This window comes from Cryobacterium sp. Y11, from assembly GCF_002929535.1.
In the GTDB taxonomy this organism is placed as follows: Bacteria; Actinomycetota; Actinomycetes; order Actinomycetales; family Microbacteriaceae; genus Cryobacterium.
Genome location: NZ_PJJO01000056.1, coordinates 192,473 through 210,591, shown reverse-complemented (window position 1 = coordinate 210,591; position 18,119 = coordinate 192,473). Strand labels below are relative to the sequence as shown.

12 protein-coding genes are annotated in these 18,119 nt (G+C 63.7%); 7 read left to right on the top strand and 5 right to left on the bottom strand.

Annotated features, from left to right (window positions below; genetic code table 11):
* Positions 1-171: 171 nt before the first annotated feature.
* On the top strand, positions 172-2,193 hold the full coding sequence (locus CXY75_RS10295; protein WP_146069435.1) for a hypothetical protein: 2,022 nt from the start codon (positions 172-174) through the stop codon (positions 2,191-2,193).
* A gap of 45 nt (positions 2,194-2,238) precedes the next feature.
* On the opposite strand, the gene CXY75_RS10290 is transcribed toward CXY75_RS10295, so the two are convergent.
* The 3 genes from CXY75_RS10290 to CXY75_RS10280 all read right to left on the bottom strand — a co-directional run bounded on the left by CXY75_RS10290 (position 2,239) and on the right by CXY75_RS10280 (position 6,658).
* The gene (locus tag CXY75_RS10290; protein ID WP_104082803.1) at positions 2,239-3,630 is read right to left on the bottom strand and encodes a 2-oxo acid dehydrogenase subunit E2; all 1,392 of its coding nucleotides are present in this window, start codon (positions 3,628-3,630) and stop codon (positions 2,239-2,241) included.
* A 59-nt stretch (positions 3,631-3,689) separates the two neighbouring features.
* A complete protein-coding gene (gene lpdA / locus CXY75_RS10285; protein ID WP_104082720.1) occupies positions 3,690-5,063 on the bottom strand; it encodes a dihydrolipoyl dehydrogenase in 1,374 nt (457 codons plus the stop codon).
* A 101-nt stretch (positions 5,064-5,164) separates the two neighbouring features.
* Entirely contained in the window at positions 5,165-6,658 is a 1,494-nt protein-coding gene (locus tag CXY75_RS10280; protein ID WP_104082719.1) for a leucyl aminopeptidase, read from the bottom strand.
* 124 nt (positions 6,659-6,782) lie between these two features.
* Between CXY75_RS10280 and CXY75_RS10275 the strand changes: the two genes are divergently transcribed.
* From CXY75_RS10275 to CXY75_RS10255, 5 genes are all read left to right on the top strand, one after another.
* Positions 6,783-7,712 (top strand): proteasome assembly chaperone family protein, encoded by a 930-nt coding sequence (locus CXY75_RS10275; RefSeq protein WP_104082718.1) that lies wholly within the window; start codon positions 6,783-6,785, stop codon positions 7,710-7,712.
* Positions 7,713-7,765: 53 nt separating this feature from the next.
* Positions 7,766-9,097, top strand: a complete 1,332-nt coding sequence (locus CXY75_RS10270; RefSeq protein WP_104082717.1) for a nitrate/nitrite transporter — start codon at positions 7,766-7,768, stop codon at positions 9,095-9,097.
* A gap of 198 nt (positions 9,098-9,295) precedes the next feature.
* Complete coding sequence (locus CXY75_RS10265) at positions 9,296-10,582, top strand: RNA polymerase sigma factor (RefSeq protein ID WP_369826708.1); 1,287 nt, start codon at positions 9,296-9,298, stop codon at positions 10,580-10,582.
* A gap of 56 nt (positions 10,583-10,638) precedes the next feature.
* Positions 10,639-11,919, top strand: coding sequence for a MurT ligase domain-containing protein (locus CXY75_RS10260; protein ID WP_104082715.1), 1,281 nt, complete (start codon positions 10,639-10,641; stop codon positions 11,917-11,919).
* Positions 11,916-12,677 carry a type 1 glutamine amidotransferase gene (locus tag CXY75_RS10255; RefSeq protein WP_104082714.1) on the top strand — a complete coding sequence of 254 codons (762 nt, stop codon included), beginning with the start codon at positions 11,916-11,918 and terminating at the stop codon, positions 12,675-12,677. Before CXY75_RS10260 ends, CXY75_RS10255 begins: the two co-directional genes overlap by 4 nt.
* A 155-nt stretch (positions 12,678-12,832) precedes the next feature.
* On the opposite strand, the gene CXY75_RS10250 is transcribed toward CXY75_RS10255, so the two are convergent.
* Entirely contained in the window at positions 12,833-13,084 is a 252-nt protein-coding gene (locus CXY75_RS10250) for a hypothetical protein (protein ID WP_233201836.1), read from the bottom strand.
* Positions 13,085-13,272: 188 nt separating this feature from the next.
* On the opposite strand from CXY75_RS10250, the gene CXY75_RS10245 reads away from it, so the two are divergent.
* A complete protein-coding gene (locus tag CXY75_RS10245) occupies positions 13,273-15,354 on the top strand; it encodes a type IIA DNA topoisomerase subunit B (protein WP_104082801.1) in 2,082 nt (693 codons plus the stop codon).
* 182 nt (positions 15,355-15,536) lie between these two features.
* Here the strand turns inward: CXY75_RS10245 and CXY75_RS10240 are convergent, their stop codons facing one another.
* Positions 15,537-18,026: a DNA topoisomerase (ATP-hydrolyzing) subunit A gene (locus tag CXY75_RS10240; RefSeq protein WP_104082713.1), complete on the bottom strand. Its 2,490-nt coding sequence runs from the start codon at positions 18,024-18,026 to the stop codon at positions 15,537-15,539.
* Positions 18,027-18,119: the final 93 nt, after the last annotated feature.

Sequence of the window (18,119 nt, the reverse complement as noted above, 5' to 3'; positions counted from 1 at the left end):
CGGCGTGACCGGGCAGCGGATGCCTCGCGCCAGACGAGCGGTCGGCTCCTCCTCCACAGCTGCTCGGTTTCACATCTCTCCACCGATTGGGGGCTGGCGCAGCGTGAGGGCGTCCAGACGGGAGATCATGATCGCGTGAAACGACTCGGCGCACGCTCTCCCAGTTCGACCTTGACATCGCCAAATACCGGCCGGTTGGCCCAGCCAGTCGGGAGCCCGGCAGCAATTGCCGGCTATCGGGTCGTGCGTATGTTGGGGAGTGGGGATCGATCCGAGGTCTACCTCGGATATTCCGGCGGCGGAACGGCCGTGGCCCTCAAGGTCTTTCGCGCCGACGCATCGCCGGAGGGTATCGAGCGAGACATCGCCATACTGACGTCGGCAGCAGCGCCACGGCTCGTTCGCCTGCTCGATGTCGCTCAGTACGACGTTGCTCAGTACAACGTTGCTCAGCACGACGCGGCCTTCTACGACGCGGCAGCATCCGGTGGCGGTAGCCCGTACGACAGGGAGCGGCACGACCCGTATCCGCGCGGTAGAAACCAGCCGGATTCATCCCGGTACCGTGGCGGTGATGATCACGGCAAGGAGCAGGACTTCGCAGCGCATGATGACATGCGAACGTGTCTGGTGCTGGAACGCCTTGGCGGGGGATCGCTGGCACGTTACTTGATAGAACACCCCCGGCTGACTCCGGGTGAAGTGGTGACTATGCTGGCCCCCATCACAATGGCCCTGGATTCGCTGCACTCGGCCGGTTTCGCCCACGGCGGCTTGAGCCAAGCCACGGTATTGCTCGACGCGACCGGGCGACCGGTCGTTACCGGCCTGGGTTCGGCGCGATGGCTCAACGATGCTCCGCGAGAGCGGATGCTGCTACTTCAGGCCGACTACGCCAGACTCACCATCATTCTGCAAGGTGCTGTGGACGCCATCGACGAGTCCGACCCGCACAGCCTGAGCGGCACCGGATTCATCCGCCAGTTTCAGGCCGCCGTGAGCCCGAAGAGCCTCCGCCTCGATGCCAACGGCGGCGCCCCGTTGAGATCGGTGCTGGCGGCCTTAGAACACGAACTCTTCGACTGGGCCGACGCCGCAGCGCTGCGCGGGTTTGAGCCGAGTGTCACAACCGAAGAGGAAACCTCGGCGTCCGCGGGGCGCGGTCGGAGCGTCGATAGCGTGCGGCTGCGCCGAAGCTTGGCCGCGCTGAACAGTCAGGGGGCGCACGGCCAGAGCGCGCACGGCCAAGGGGCGAATGGCCAGAAGGCGCTGGACCCAATGCTGGACGAGCCCCGTTCGAGTGGTGATGTGAAGGACGACGACGGCGACGACGACGTCAGTCTCGAAGTGCGGACGTACTGGCGATCCCGTCACCGCGAGTTGGCCGGCCGGCTGGCCGCTCGGGTGCGAACACCGTTCCGGCGGTTGCACCCGAGAGCCCTCGTGAACGGCCTGCTCGACACCGCACTGGACGCTCACCCGGTCCAGACGTTTGGCCACCTGCTGCGCAAACGAACACACGGGCGTCGCCGCCAGATCCTCATTGCGGGTCTCTCTGGGGCGAGCGTGCTCGTGGTCGCTCTGACCCTGCTTCCGCTCTCCGGACGGGACGGAGGCTCCGATCCAGCCTCCGGTACCATGCAGGCCGGTACGCCAGTACCAGCGACTGATGGTGGATCCGATGCTGCAGCAACGACGGACATCGCAGCCCGTGCCAGGGGTTCAACATCGGCCGATTCTGCGGTATCCGCTACCGAATCCGCAAACCTGGCCGCTGCCATTGCGGGGGATGACCCGGTCGCGGCGGTCGTCGCCCTCCTGGCCAGTCGGGCGAGTTGCCTGGCCGCTGCATCGCTGGTGTGCCTGGTCTCGGTAGATCAGACCGGGTCAGCCGTGCTGGCGCTTGACAGCTACGACGCTCGCCAGCGGCAGCAAGGCGGTTCACAGGCAGCTCTGCCGGACTACGCGGGGTTTGTGGCCACGCTCGCGGAACGCACCGGCAACCTCGCCGTCGTGGCATTGGACCCCGCTCCTACGACTACCGAGCCGACGAATGCCGGGCCAACGGATGCCGGGCCAACGGAGACTGCACCGATGAGCACCGTCGCCAGGGATGAAAAACGCCAGCCGGCCTCGGTCCTTGTGGTCAAGGGCGAGGACGGCTGGCGTCTCCGTGAAATATTCGACTACTGACCGATCCACTCACAACCGGTCAGACCCGGTCAGACCCGGTCGGATCTAGATTCCGAGGTTGCCCTCGAACGCTCCAGCTTCGAGGCGCGCTTTCATCGTGGTGAGGAAGCGGGCTGCGTCAGCACCGTCGATGATGCGGTGGTCGTACGACAGCGCCAGATACACGCTCGAACGAATCGCGATCGAGTCGAGGCCGTCATTGGTCACAACGAGCGGTTTCTTGTAGACAATGCCGGTGCCAAGGATGGCGCTCTGCGGCAGGAAGACCACGGGCGTGTCAAACAGCGCACCGCGCGAACCGGTGTTGGTCAGTGTGAAGGTGCCACCGCTCAACTCGTCGGGCTTGAGCTTGTTGTCTCGGGTGCGGGCAGCAAGGTCGGCGATCTGCGCGGCGAAACCGGCCAGGTCGAGTTCGCCGGCGTTGCGCACGACGGGAGTGAGCAGCCCACGTTCGGTGTCGACGGCGATGCTGATGTTTTCCTGCGCCGGATAGACGATGGTGTCGCCGTCAATCGTGGCGTTGACGATCGGGATGGCACGCAGTGCCTCGGCGGCGGCCAGGGCAAAGAACGGCAAGAACGACAGCTTGTTGCCGGTCTTCTCGTTGAAGGCAACCTTGACGCGGTCGCGCAGCATCGCCACACGGGTGACATCCACCTCGACCACGGTCGTGAGCTGAGCCGACGACTGCATCGAGATGACAGCGCGCTCGGCGACGACCTTGCGCAGTCGAGACATCGGCTGCGTTGTTCCGCGCAGCGGCGAGTTCTCCACGATCGGGGCAGCGGATGCTGCACCAACCGACGAAGCCGCTTGCACGATATCTTCCTTGCGGATGCGTCCGCCCACGCCCGTTCCGCTGACAGTCGACAGATCGACGCCGGCTTCATTGGCGAGCTTGCGCACGATCGGGGTGACGTATCCGCTGGTGCCGGCGTGCGAGCCACGTGTGACGGGAGCAGCTGTCGCGGGCGGTGCGACGGGTGCCGCAGCCGGTGCGGCCACGGGTGCCGGTGCAACCGGTGCAGGTGCGACGGGTGCCGGTGCAACCGGTGCCGGTGCGACGGGTGCCGCAACAGCAACCGGTGCGGCCGCGGGGGCCGGTGCTTCAGCAACGGGCGCGGGTGCAGCAACGGCGGCTGCTTCAACGACCGGAGCAGCGACTGGCGCAGCTTCCGGCGCCGCGGCAACAGCGCCGCTTCCGTCGCCGATCGTAACCAGCGGCGTTCCGACCTCAACGGTCTCGTCTTCCTGCACCAGGATGGCTTCAATAATGCCGGCGACCGGGGACGGGATTTCCGTGTCCACCTTGTCGGTCGACACTTCGAGCAGCGGCTCGTCGACCTCCACGCGGTCGCCCACGTTTTTGAGCCAGCGGGTGACCGTGCCCTCTGTAACACTCTCTCCGAGTGCCGGGAGGCTGACGGATTCGCTCATGCGCATGTCTCCTTCAAAACCGTTTGTTTGTCTAAAAGTGGAATAAGAGTGGCGGCAGACTACATCGCGTGCAGTGGCTTGCCGGCGAGAGCAAGGAATGCCTCACCCAGGGCTTCGTTCTGCGTCGGGTGAGCGTGCACGAACGGAGCGATGTCCTCCGGGTACGCTTCCCAGTTCACGACGAGCTGGCCTTCACCGATGAGCTCTCCAACGCGCGCACCGATCATGTGGATGCCCACGATGGGACCATCCTTGACCCGAACGAGCTTGACCGATCCGGCAGTACCGAGAATCGAGCTCTTGCCGTTTCCGCCGAGGTTGTACTCGTACGTCGAGATCTGGTCGGCGCCAAACTTGTCGCCGGCCTTGGCTTCGCTGTAGCCGACGGACGCAACTTCGGGATCGCAGTAGGTGACCTTGGGAATGTTGATGTCTTCGACGATGATCGGGTTGAGTCCGGCGATCTCTTCGGCGACGAAGATTCCCTGTTGGAAACCGCGGTGAGCGAGCTGCAGGCCGGGAACGATGTCGCCAACGGCGTAGACGCCGGGGATGTTCGTGGCGAGACGCTCGTCGGTGATGACGAAGCCACGATCCATGGTGATGCCGACCTCATCGTAGCCGAGTCCGGCGGTGACTGGGCCACGCCCGACGGCGACGAGCAGCAGGTCAGCCTCAACCGTTGCACCGTTTTCCAAGGTGACGACGACGCCAGAGTCGGACTGCGCAACACTCTGAAAGCGGATGCCGAGGGAATACTCGATACCGCGCTTGCGGAATGCACGCTCCAGCTGCTTCGAGATGGACTCTTCCTCGTTGGGCACGAGGTGCGGCAGGGCTTCGATGATCGTGACTTCGGCGCCAAAGGACTTCCAGACGCTCGCGAACTCGGCGCCGATGACGCCGCCGCCGAGCACGGCGACCTTCTTGGGCACATAATCCAGGGCGAGCGCGGTCTCGCTCGTGATGACGCGGCCGCCGATCTCGAGCCCAGGCAGCGACCGGGAGTAGGAACCGGTTGCGAGGATGACGTTCTTGCCGATGATCAGGTCGTCGCCAACCTGAACGGATGTGGGGGAGACCAGATGGCCTTCGCCCTCGATCACGGTGATGCCGCGGGCCTTGACCAGACCCTGGAGGCCCTTGTATTTGCTGGCGACGATGCCCTCGCGGAACGCGGTGACCGCGGCGATGTCAATACCCTCGAACGCAGTCTTGACGCCGTACTTGGCCGCTTCGCGGCTAACGTCGGCGACTTCGGCCGAGTGCAGGAGAGCCTTGGTCGGAATACAACCGACGTGCAGGCAAGTGCCGCCGAGTTTGCCCTTCTCGATCAGACCAACGGTGAATCCCAGCTGCACGGCACGCAACGCTGCTGCGTATCCACCGCTTCCACCACCGAGAACGACAATGTCAAAATTCTGATCCGACACTCAGCTACTCCCTCGCGCATTACGCTCCATCACGACGACCGATGGAATTGTGCTGATCGGCCGCGTGCTTTGACAAGCTTTTTCTTGCCCTTACGACTGTACTACGGGCGTGAAAAGTCCTCGGCCAGTCGCAGAAGTGTCCGTACAGCTACTCCGGTCGGGCCGGCGGCGGTGAAACCCCATGCGGCTCCCGAGTTCTGCGCCGGTCCGGCGATGTCCAGGTGAGCCCACGGGATCGTCGTTCCAGTTGCATCCGCGCCGATGAATTCGCGCAGAAACACCCCGGCGAGTAGCATGCCGCCGGCGGCACTGCCGATCTTCGCGTTGGCGATGTCGGCAACGTCGGAGTTGAGAGTTGCGCGCAGCTCTTCCGGGAACGGCATTGGCCACGCCGTTTCACCGACGGCCGTGCTGGCCGAGAGCACGCGCTGCACCAGCGCGTCATCGCCCATGGTGCCGAAGTACCGCGTGCCGAGGGCGACGACGGCGGCGCCGGTCAGGGTGGCGACGTCGATAATCGCGTCGGGGTATTCCTCGGCAGCGGCAACGAGACCGTCGGCGAGAACGAGGCGACCCTCGGCATCCGTATTGAGTACCTCGACCGTGCGTCCGCCGCGCATACGCAGCACGTCGTTGGGGCGAATGGCCGAACCTGACGGCATGTTTTCTGCGATGCACATCCAGGCGGTGATGCGCACGGGAAGCTCCAACCGGGCGGCGGCGAGCACGACGGCGAGCACGGTAGCCGCACCGGTCATGTCGTACTTCATACCGACCATGGATGCCGGCGGCTTGAGCGAGAGCCCGCCGGTGTCAAAGGTGATGCCCTTGCCGACGAGCGCAAGGTGCTTGTCGGCCCCTGTCGGTGTGTAGCTGAGCTTGACCAAGCGTGGCGGGCGGGTTGATCCAGCGCCAACGCCGGCGATGCCGCCGAAGCCGTCCGCGGCGAGCTGCTGCTCGTCCCAGACCGTCACGGCAATCGGAAGGCCGGTCGCGGCTTCAATTGCTGCAGCGGCGAGCGATGCGGGGTACAGGTCGAGCGGCGGCATGTTCACCAGATCTTTCACCAGGCGGATTGCCTCGGCGCTCGCGTTGGCTCGATCGAGCGCGGCAGGCGCTGCCGTCGAGGTGTGCACGGCGACGCTCGGCGCCGGCAGTTTGGTTGCGCCGAGGGAACTGTGGCGGTAAGCGGTATACGAATACCCGCCCAGGGCCGCGCCCTCGAGCACGGCTTCCACCTGATCGGTATCGGCTAGCGGAAGAGCGAAAGCCACCGACGCTATGCCGGTCAGCTGACGCACGACCGAACCGGCAGCGTGCCGCAGCGCGTCGGCGTTGATGGTCCGTCCGAGCCCGATGATCGCGATCGCGCGTGGTGAGCCGTCGCCACCCACCAACCGCACAACCTCGTCGCGCGCACCGGTCACGCCGAGCAGCGGAAATTGAGCCGCGATTGTAGTGATCAGCGTGTCGCCTAGGGTGACGTCCGCGACGAGGCGCGCGCCGTCATCCGTTTGTTGAGAAGCGACGATGAGAATCTCGGCGGGGGAGTTGACAGCGGACTCTTCGGATAGGTGCAGGGTAGGAACGGTCATACTTCGATGGTAGCCACGCCGAAGTAGGGGCGGAGCGCGGCCAGACATGCAGGATCGTGTTGTGTTCGCTCTCGGCGCTCGGTGGAAGCCACCCAAATGCGGAACTGCGGATTAGAGTTAAGGGATGTTAGACCCTGCTGAGCTGTACGAACTGACCTCGGATGCCGACGGCGTTCCGGAGGGATTACACCTGGTCGCTGGCTTGACCGGCTTCGCGGATGCCGGTGGTGCGGTCGCGCAATTTACTGACTATCTCCTCACCACGCTCGATCACACCGTCATTGCGTCGTTCGACACTGACGCCTTGCTCGACTTCCGGGCACGACGCCCGATCATCTACTTCGATCAAGACCACCTGACCAACTATCAGCCGCCGACGCTGCGTCTCTACCTGGCCCATGACGAGATCGGGCAGCCTTTCCTCTATCTGGCTGGGTTCGAACCCGACTTTCGTTGGGAGCAATTTACCGCAGCCGTGATGCAGCTAGTGGATCGATTCACGGTTGCCTCGACTACTTGGGTACACGCCATACCGATGCCTGTGCCGCACACGCGCCCGATCGGCGTGACCGTCAGCGGTAATCGATCCGACCTGATCGAGAACCGATCGGTGTGGCGTCCGCACACCCAGGTCGCCGCCAACGTGCTGCACCTGCTGGAGTATCGACTGCAGGAACGCGGCGCGTCAACGGTCGGCTACGTTCTGCTGGTGCCGCACTACCTGGGCGATACCGAATTTCCCGCAGCGGCGCTGAGCGCTCTGGAGAGCACGAGCGCGTCAACCGGATTGATCTTCCCCACCGATCGCCTGCGCGGAGCTAACCGTGAATTCGTCGCGCGCATCGACGATCAGGTGCGGGATAATCCCGAACTGGCCAAGCTCGTTGGCACCCTGGAGCAGCGCTACGATGCCTACATGGAAGGCAGCACGCTGCGGTCGCCGCTGACCGATGAAGACGGCGAGTTGCCCTCGGCCGACGAGATCGCCGCCGAACTCGAGAATTTTCTGGCCCTACGCCGCAGCCGCAGCCGCGACGACGGCGCTTCGGCCTAACAACCGTTGCCAGGCCGAATCAACACACACTCAAGCGCGGTAGGTTTAGACGAGTGAACTCTCGTCGATCCACCCTGATCTTTGTCATCGGGTCGTTCGCGTACCTGTCCGCCGTGCTGCAGCGCACCTCGATGGGAATCGCGGGGGTTGCCGCCACGGAGCGATTCGGCGGGTCTGCCGCGGTGCTCTCGAGCCTCGCCGTCGTGCAGCTCATTGTTTATGCCGGTGCGCAGATTCCGGTCGGCGTGTTGATCGACCGATTCGGTCCGCGCGTGCTCATGATCACCGGCACCGCGCTCATGGTGATCGGGCAAATCACGCTCGCTCTCGTTCCGGACATCACGCTCGCCGTCGTCGGCCGTATCTTGGTCGGGGCCGGCGACGCGACCATTTTCATTTCCATGATCCGGCTGATCAGCTCATGGTTCACCGGTCGCAACGTTCCCCTACTGTCGCAGTGGATGGGCAATATCGGTCAACTCGGGCAGGTGCTCTCCGCGGTGCCGCTGGCCTGGTTGCTGCACGCGAGCGGCTGGACGCCGGCCTTTCTCTCGGCGGCCTCCGTCGCCGTCATCGCATTGATTGTGATCATCATCTTTGTGCAAGACCGACCGGATGATATGACGGAGCAGGTGCGGGCCAACAGCCTTACCATCGCCCTGACCCAGCTTCGGCACAGTTTCAAACGCCCCGGCACCCAACTCGGCTTCTGGTCGCACTATGTGAGCCAATCGGCCGGCACAGTGTTCAGCCTGCTCTGGGGCTATCCGTTCATGGTCTTTGGTCTGGGCTACGAGCCGGCCTTCGCCGCGGCCATGCTGACCGTTCTGGTCGCCGCGGGGCTGGTCTTCGGCCCGATCCTGGGCCTGCTCTCGGCACGTTACCCCCTGCGCCGCAGCAACATTGTGCTCGGAATTGTCGCTGGCATCGCCGCGGCCTGGGCGCTCGTGCTGCTCTGGCCGGGGGTTCCGCCGCTCTGGACCATTGTGCTGCTTCTCGTCGTGCTGGGCATTGGCGGTCCTGGTGCGTTGATCGGCTTCGACTATGCGCGCACCTTCAACCCGCAGCGCAGTCTCGGTTCAGCCAACGGCGTGGTCAATGTTGGTGGGTTCACCGCGAGTTTCGTCATGATGTTCCTGGTCGGGCTACTGCTCGACCTGCAGAACGGATGGCGCGTCGCCGGGGGAGCAGCGAGCGACCTATATGCGCTGGACGCCTTCCGAGTGGCGTTCTCGGTGCAATACCTGGTGATCGGTACCGGCGTCGGTTTTCTGTTGCACGCTCGGCGGCGCACCCGGCGCCAGCTCTCCCACGAAGAGGGAATAGAAGTGGCACCGGTCTGGGTTGCACTATCACGCGCTTGGAAACGGCGTAACGAAAGATAGTAGTGCGTGGCGTGGCTTGTCGTCCAGACAAACCGTGCAATAATTATTTCTAGGACCCGTTCTGGTCTGGGGCATCTCTACACCGTGTGGTACTTACCGTGTTGATATGGGCATCCCCGGGCTTGACATGGGTCCAAGTTCTGCCCAAAAACGCATCTGGCACCGCCACTGGTTGCACAGACGCAGGTACGACTCCGCATGAGAGGTGCTCCAATGGCAACCACAGTTAAGACCGAGGCGACCGACGAGACCGTCACAGCGCCAGAAACTCCAGCAGTCAAGAAGGCCGCCACCAAGGCAGCAGCGGGAGCCGCCGCGACGAAGAAGTCCGCGGCCGCGAGTGCTGCAGCTGACAAGCCAGCCCCGAAGAAGCGTGTGACCAAGGCCAAGGTCGTCAAGAAAGACGACGAGGCCGATGTCGACTCCGGCCCCGCCGACGAGGAAGACGACTCGGACGACGAAGGCGCCAAGCGCACAGTTTCGACGGAGCCGCTGCCCAGCGGTGCTCTCGTGCTGTCGCTCGTCGACGACGACGATGAGGTACCGGTCTACTCCAGCGCCATCACCGGCGCAACGGCCGACCCCGTCAAGGACTACCTGAAGCAGATCGGTAAGGTTGCCCTGCTCAATGCGGCCGAAGAGGTCGAACTGGCCATGCGCATTGAAGCCGGGCTTTTCGCCGAAGACAAGCTGTCGGTCATGACCGATGTCGAGAAAAAGAACGCCCTCGGTCGCGAACTGCAGTGGGTGGCTAAGGATGGTGCACGAGCGAAGAGCCACCTGCTCGGCGCCAACCTTCGCCTGGTCGTCTCGCTCGCCAAGCGCTACACCGGGCGCGGCATGCAGTTTCTCGACCTGATTCAAGAAGGCAACCTGGGACTCATCCGTGCCGTCGAAAAGTTCGACTACACCAAGGGCTTCAAGTTCAGTACCTACGCCACCTGGTGGATTCGCCAGGCAATCACCCGCGCCATGGCCGACCAAGCACGCACCATCCGTATTCCGGTGCACATGGTCGAGGTCATCAACAAACTCGCCCGGGTACAGCGACAGATGCTGCAAGATCTCGGCCGCGAACCCACACCAGAAGAGCTCAGCCGCGAACTCGATATGACGCCCGAAAAAGTCGTCGAAGTGCAGAAGTATGGCCGTGAGCCGATCTCCCTGCACACCCCGCTCGGTGAAGACGGCGACAGCGAATTCGGTGACCTCATCGAAGACACCGAGGCCGTCGTACCAGCGGATGCCGTTGGCTTCACCATGCTGCAGAAGCAGCTCGAGAGCCTGCTCGACTCGCTCTCCGAGCGCGAAGCGGGCGTGATCCGCATGCGTTTCGGCCTGGGCGACGGCATGCCCAAGACGCTGGACCAGATCGGCGACACCTTCGGCGTGACGCGTGAGCGCATTCGCCAGATCGAGTCCAAGACGATGGCCAAGCTGCGCCACCCGTCCCGGTCGCAGTCCCTACGCGACTACCTCGAGTAGAGCATAACGATGGCAGTGACGTTGTCACAGCAGGCACGGCTTGAGACACCGCTCTCGTGAAGTCCGTTAAGTATGCTCCGGCCATTCTGATCGGTCGAGCAGTTCGGGTTCTGGCCCGCTGGCGCAAGCCGGGTGGTGGCTCGGCCATCCCTGGTGTCGTCGTCAATCGCATCGCGCCTCGCTTTTTGGCCGACACTCTCAACGGCTTTCCGCTCGGTCTGGTCATCGTGACCGGTTCGAGCGGCAAGTCGACGACGACGAAAATGCTGGTGGCCGTTCTGCGCGCACACGGTTTGACCGTCTTCACCAACCAGTCGACAGCCAATATCAGCCAGGGACTCACCAGCGCGTTGCTTGAACGGGTCAGTCTGACCGGGTACATTGCCGGTGACGTCGCCGTTCTCGAAATGGACGAGGGTCACGGAGCCTTCATCGCCGGGTCACTGACACCGCGCGTTGTCGCCCTGACCAACGTCATGGTCGACCAGATCGACCGGTTCCACGACTCCGAAATGGTTGCCGGTCTGCTCGCCAAGATCGCGGCGCGTGCCACCGAAACCGTCGTGCTCAACGCCGACGATCGCTACCTCGCCGACCTTGCACACACGCTCGGATCGAGCGTGCGGGTGTCTCGCTACGGCGTCACCGCCGACGTTCTGGCCCAGTACCCGCGCGGGCTCGGCTATGCCGACACCGCCACCGCGCGCTTGCCCAGTGGAATGGGACTCCAACTCACCGGTATGGCTGGGCGCACTGCCGAAGTGGAATTCCCTTCTAGTGGCCGTCACGGCGTTACACTGCCGGCCCGCGGCATCCACTACGCCGTTGACGCTCTTACCGCCCTCGGCGCCGCCGAGGCAACACTGGGGGAGAGCTTCGACCCGGCCGTTGCTTGTGCCGCTCTATCGGCCATGCCGGCTGTCTTTGGTCGGGGTGAGGTCGTCACGGTGGGCGGCAAGATCATCGAGTTCGTGCTCGTGCAGAATCCGTCGAGCTTTCAACTCAATGTGAACAGCCTCGAAGCCGGCACGGAGCAGATCATTGTGATCATCGGTTCCGACGTTCGTGACCCGTCGTATTTCTGGCCGGTCGATACTTCCGGACTCGGGCACGTGCTCATCGCCTCCGGGCTCAAAGCTCACGATATCGCGCTCCAGCTGGCGTACGACAACGTGCGGGTCGACCGCATCGAACCCGACGTTCCGACGGCGCTCGACGCCTTCCTGGCGCTGCCCGATCCCGCTTCCGGGGTGAAAACCATCATCTTCTCGGCCGACGGAATGCGGCGCACGCGCGCCCACCTCGGCCTGGTCTCGAACGCTGAGGAATCGGTATGACCGCTACGTCGATTGAGCGGCCGTTCACGGTCGTCTCGCTGCTGCCCCACCTCCTTGATACCAACGGCGATGCTGGCAATGCGCGTGTGCTCGCGCAACGTGCCCGGTGGGCCGGCCGCGCGGCGCAGGTAGTTGACGTCTCGACCAGGGCCGATCTGCCGGAACACGTTGACGCCGTATCGATCGGATCGGGAACGGATGCTGCGCTGCTCCCGGCGAGGGACGCCCTGCGTACCCTGGTGGAAGAGCTACGAATCTGGTCAAATTCGGGCGTGCCCATTCTCGCCGTCGGAACCGGCTGGGAACTGCTCAGCTGGGGGATCGACCTTGCCGACGGAGCGGTGATCGAGGGCCTCGGGCTCGTCGCCGGTCACGCGGTGCCTCGCGTCAGTCGGGCCACCGACGACATCATCGTGTCCTCGAAATATGGGCGACTGATCGGGTTCGAGAATCATGCCCGCGACTATGTCGGCGCCGAAGCCAGCCCGCTCGGCCGCGTGGTCTACGGGACTGGAAACGGAGATGCTCCCGCCAGCGGACCTCAGATTGAGGGACTGACCATGGGTGAGGTCTTTTGCACCCACCTGCATGGTCCGGTTCTGGCCCGAAACCCCGGGCTGGCCGATTATTTGCTCGAGGCGGCCTTCCGCCGCTCCGGGCTGAGCTACTCTCGCGGCGCCATGGCCACTTCCGTGGATGACACCGCGCAAACCGTACGTAACCAGGTTGCGGTGCGGCTGGGGCAGTCGGCGGAATAGCAGTCAACCAGACACCTGCCGGCTGCGTAGTCGCGGGCAGGTATCTGGCTGCGTGGCCGTTAACGAGAAAACCGCGCAACCCGGCTGGCCTGAGCCAGCCGCGCGCGCGGCATCCGTTCAACGTCAGCTCAGCGTGAACCGAGTCTGACGACCAGCTAGGAGCGCTGGTCTTCGAGCAAACGACTTGACTCGTCGTGCCAGCTCTCGGCAATGCTCGCGAGCTTCTCTTGGTGCTTGCGGCCGTGGTGTGCACAGAACAGCAATTCGCTATTCTTCACGACGACGCGAATATAAGCCTGGGCGCCGCACGCGTCGCAGCGGTCGGCTGCGGTGAGCTGGTGGGGGGCGTTCTGCTTGTTTACAGCACCGTTGTCTACGGCACTATTTTCGGTGGCGATCTGGGACATAATTATCCTCCTCCAGAGTTTATTACGTTAACCCTTTGACTAATGTAAACACGGTCGAGCTGGGTTTGCGCGCTGATTGGGTCGTATTTCGCTCACCGCGTAGCCGAGTAGCCGCGTTGCCAAGTTGCAGCATGCGCAAGACCGGGCGTGACGACCAGGTACCCGGGTCGGGACCGGTATTCTTGATTATTGTGAGTTCCGACTATTCCGCCCGCCACCTGTCAGTCCTCGAGGGACTGGAGGCAGTGCGTAAACGCCCCGGCATGTATATCGGCTCAACGGACTCGCGCGGTTTGATGCACTGCCTGTGGGAGATCATCGACAACTCGGTTGACGAGGCCCTCGGTGGCCACGGCACGAGCATCAATATCGAGCTGCATCCCGACCAGAGCGTAGAGGTGCGCGACACGGCCCGCGGTATTCCCGTCGACATTGAACCCAAGACCGGCTTGACCGGTGTCGAGGTTGTTTTCACCAAACTGCACGCCGGAGGCAAGTTCGGCAGCGGATCTTATGCTGCGTCTGGTGGACTGCACGGGGTGGGAGCCTCCGTCGTCAACGCCCTGTCCGAGCGTCTCGACGTCGAGGTCGATCGCGACGGTAAAACCTGGGCGATGTCCTTTCACCGTGGCGAGCCCGGGTTGTTCGCCGACTCAGGCGAGAAGAGCCCAGACGCTCCGTTCACGCCATTTGAAAACCAGAGCGAGCTGCGGGTGATCGGTAAGGTCAAACGCGGCGTTACCGGAACGCGCATTCGCTATTGGGCCGACCGGCAGATCTTCACCAAAGGAGCGGCGTTTCAGACCGACGAGGTTCTGAACCGCGCTCGTCAGACCGCCTTCCTCGTTCCAGGCCTCGCGATCGAGGTCGCCGACCGGCGCAACGACGAGCCCGTGGTCAGTCTGTTCCAGTTCGAGGGCGGAATCAGCGAATTCGTCGAGCACCTTGCAACGGATGCCCCGATCACCGATACCTGGCGGCTCACCGGAAACGGTACCTTCAGCGAAACCGTGCCGGTGCTCACCGATAAGGGTGCGATGGTGCCTACCGAACTCGTGCGGGATTGCGAGGTAGACATTGCCCTCCGCTGGGGGACAGGCTACGACACCATCGTGCAGAGTTTCGTCAACATTATTGCCACTCCTAAAGGCGGCACCCACCAGGCCGGCTTCGATGCCGGTCTACTCAAGTTTCTGCGCGGTCAGGTTGAACTAAACGCCCGGCGGCTCAAGGCCGGCAGCGACAAGCTCGACAAGGACGACGTGATGGCCGGCCTGACCGCCGTGCTCACGGTGCGCCTGCCCGAACCGCAGTTCGAGGGTCAGACCAAGGAAGTACTCGGCACGCCGGCGGTGCGGGCGATTGTCGCGAATGTCGTCGCCACAGCCATGACCGAGCGCTATGCATCGGTGAAACGCGACGACAAGACGCAGTCGGCGCTGCTACTAGACAAGATCGTCGCTGAAATGAAATCCCGCATCTCGGCCCGCGCGCACAAGGAGACCCAGCGACGCAAGAATGCCCTGGAGAGTTCCTCGCTTCCGGCCAAGCTGGTCGACTGCCGCAGCAACGATGTCTCGACCAGCGAACTGTTCATTGTCGAAGGCGACTCCGCCCTCGGCACCGCCAAGCTCGCCCGCGACAGCGAGCACCAGGCGCTGCTGCCGATTCGCGGCAAGATTCTGAACGTGCAGAAGGCATCCGTTGCCGACATGCTCTCCAACGCAGAGTGTGCCTCGATCATTCAGGTGATCGGCGCTGGCTCCGGCCGAAGCTTTGATCTCTCGGCGGCCCGTTACGGCAAGGTCATTATTATGAGTGATGCCGACGTCGACGGCGCCCACATTCGCACTCTGTTGCTCACCCTGTTCTTTCGCTACATGCGCCCGATGATCACCGAGGGACGGGTGTTCGCCGCTGTACCGCCGCTGCACCGCGTGGTGGTCATGAACCCGGGGAGCAAGCCCAATGAAACCATCTACACCTATTCCGAGAACGAACTGCACGGAGTGCTCAGCGCGCTGGAAAAGAAGAACCGGCGCTACCAGGACCCGATTCAACGCTACAAGGGCCTTGGTGAAATGGATGCCGACCAACTCGCCACCACGACCATGGAACGGGCCCACCGCACCCTGCGCCGGGTTCGTGTCGACGATGCCGAGTCCGCCGGCAAGGTCTTCGAGCTCCTCATGGGCAACGACGTAGCCCCCCGCAAGGAGTTCATCATCGACAGCTCCGACAAACTCTCCAGAGACCGCATCGACGTCTAACTGGACGCCCGATTCGGCTCAGAGGCCGGTCCATCGACTCGCGCCCGGGGCTAATTCAGGCCATCCTTCCGGTCGTCGAAATATTACCGAATGTTTTCGGGCCTTAAGAGTGGCGACGGCGCGTTCTACCTGAATTAGCGACGAGTCGGGCTAGACCCGACCAGCGAACGCGCCCGATGAGCTTAGATTTCGGTGCCGATGGCTCCGATTATTGCCTCGAGCATGACGCCGGAGGCGTCTCGGCGGGAACCCGTCTCGGGGAGTGTGCGGGGAGTGCCATCCGGTCCGACTGCTCGGGCCGGAGCGCGACCGACCCAGGCAACTTGCAGGATGTCTTCGCCCTTGAGAAAGCGCTGGGCGCGCACGCCGCCAGTGGCCCGACCCTTAGCCGGGTATTCGAAGAAGTCGCTCTGCTTGGCACTGCCGGGATCGGTCCCTGGCAACGTTTGGCTGCTGGCGGCAACCGTGGCGACGATGGCCGTCGCAACGTCCTCCACCGAGAGGCTCGTGAAAAACACGACGGTCTCGCCCGGCGTCAGCTTGATGCCGGCCATACCGCCGGCCGCGCGGCCCTGTGGACGCACACCTATCGCGGTGAATCGCAACAGCTGCGCATCCGTCGTGATGAAGACGAGCTCGTCGTCTTCGCCACCCTGCACCGCACCGACTACCTCGTCCTTGGGCTTCAGCGCGATGATTTCGAAGTCCGGCTTATTGGCCCAATCGCCGGGGGTGACCCGCTTGACGACGCCCTGCCGGGTACCGAGTGCGATCGCCCGATCGGAATCGAGTGAGACGATCGCGAGTACGCGCTCCTTCTTGTCTGATAGCAGAAGGTATTCACTGATCCGTACCCCGGCCGCAAGCTGAATGGACGTCGGTGGCATCACGGGCAAATCGACGGGGGAGAAGCGGATGAGCCGCCCCCGGTTGGTCACAGCACCCACTTCGGTGCGGCTCGTCGTGTCCAGCGTTGACAGCACAGCGTCGTGCTTGCTTCGGCGCTGCGGCGGCTGGATTCGCGGCGGCACGGCGTCGTCGACCGCGACGGGATCAACGCGGGCGATGCGCCCGGTGACGCTCAGGAAGATGCGCGTGGGAATATCCTGCACCTCGAGCACGGCTGCCTGGCGTTTGGCGGCGGCGGCCGACAGGCCGGCGATGCTGGGCTTCGCCTCGGTCAGCACCGTGCGACGTGGGGTACCGAATTTCTCGGCGACCGCTCCGAGTTCCTCGGAGACCAAGGTGCGGATGGCGGCCTTGGAGGAGAGCAACTTCTCGAGCTTGGCGATCTCGGCAAGCAACTGGTCCCGTTCGGCCTCGAGCTCGATACGCGAAAATTTGGTGAGGCGGCGCAGCCGCAGTTCGAGAATGTACTCGGCCTGGATTTGACTGAGGTCGAACACATCGATGAGTCTGGCTCGAGCCTGCTCGGTGTCGTCGCTCGCGCGAATCACCTGGATGACCTCGTCAATGTCGAGAATCGCCACGAGCAGACCGAGCACGAGGTGCAGGCGCTCCTTGCGGCGAGCCAGACGGTAGGCCGACCGACGGGTGACGACCTCGATGCGGTGGTTGACGTAAACGTGCAGCAGTTCGAGCAGGCCGAGAGTCTGCGGGGCTCCGTTGACCAGGGCAACGGCGTTGATGTTGAAGGAGTCTTCCAGTGGCGTGTAGCGATACAGCTGCTCAAGCACAGCGTCGGGGCTGAACCCCGTTTTGATACCAATCACCAAGCGCAAACCCTTGGTACGGTCGGTCAGGTCGGTGACGTCCGAGATGCCGCTGAGCTTTTTAGAATTGACGCCGTCCTTGATCTTCTCGATCACCTTTTCCGGGCCAACCAGATAGGGCAGTTCGGTCACGACAAGTCCGGTCTTGCGGGCGCTGATGGCCTCGACCGAGACTCGCGCTCGGGTCTTGAAGCTGCCACGACCGGTGCTGTAGGCATCCTTGATGCCGGCCAGGCCAACGATGGTGCCGCCGGTGGGTAGGTCGGGTCCCGGTACGAACTCCATCACGTCGTCGAGCGTCGCATTCGGGTGCGCCAGCAGGTGCCGGGCAGCGCCGACGACCTCGATCAGGTTATGCGGGGCCATGTTGGTGGCCATGCCCACTGCGATACCGCTCGTGCCGTTGACGAGCAGGTTGGGATAGGCCGCCGGCAGCACGTCGGGCTGGGTCAGCTGATTGTCGTAGTTGGGCACGAAGTCGACGACGTCTTCGTCGAGGTTCTCGGTCATGGCCAGGGCCGGGGCGGCGAGGCGAGCCTCGGTGTACCGCGGCGCGGCCGGTCCGTCGTCGAGCGAGCCAAAGTTGCCGTGGCCGTCGATCAGCGGCACGCGCAGCGAAAAAGACTGCGCCATGCGCACGAGGGCGTCGTAGATGGCGGTGTCACCGTGCGGGTGCAGCTTGCCCATGACCTCGCCGACAACTCGGGCGCTCTTCACATGCCCCCTGTCGGGGCGAAGCCCCATCTCGCTCATCTGGTAGAGGATGCGTCGCTGCACCGGCTTGAGCCCGTCCCGAGCGTCGGGAAGGGCACGCGAGTAGATCACCGAATAGGCATATTCGAGGAAGGACCCCTGCATCTCGACCGACACATCGACATCCTCGATGCGTTCGGTACTGGCTGTGCTGGCGGCTGGTGTGGTGCTGTCTGAGCGGCTCATTGGCGAATTCTGCTTCAAGCGCGCGGCGGCGACCGATCGATCCGGCCATCGCTGCACTACGTCTGGGGCGCTCCCGGGAGCGCTGGAGGGCTC

What these genes read in the sequence shown, in the direction of transcription:
- CXY75_RS10290 (WP_104082803.1), bottom strand. Translation starts at nt 3,630, where the DNA reads ATGAGCGAATCCGTCAGCCTCCCGGCACTCGGAGAGAGTGTTACAGAG.
- CXY75_RS10280 (WP_104082719.1), bottom strand. Translation starts at nt 6,658, where the DNA reads ATGACCGTTCCTACCCTGCACCTATCCGAAGAGTCCGCTGTCAACTCC.
- CXY75_RS10275 (WP_104082718.1), top strand. Translation starts at nt 6,783, where the DNA reads ATGTTAGACCCTGCTGAGCTGTACGAACTGACCTCGGATGCCGACGGC.
- CXY75_RS10265 (WP_369826708.1), top strand. Translation starts at nt 9,296, where the DNA reads ATGAGAGGTGCTCCAATGGCAACCACAGTTAAGACCGAGGCGACCGAC.
- CXY75_RS10255 (WP_104082714.1), top strand. Translation starts at nt 11,916, where the DNA reads ATGACCGCTACGTCGATTGAGCGGCCGTTCACGGTCGTCTCGCTGCTG.
- CXY75_RS10250 (WP_233201836.1), bottom strand. Translation starts at nt 13,084, where the DNA reads ATGTCCCAGATCGCCACCGAAAATAGTGCCGTAGACAACGGTGCTGTA.
- CXY75_RS10240 (WP_104082713.1), bottom strand. Translation starts at nt 18,026, where the DNA reads ATGAGCCGCTCAGACAGCACCACACCAGCCGCCAGCACAGCCAGTACC.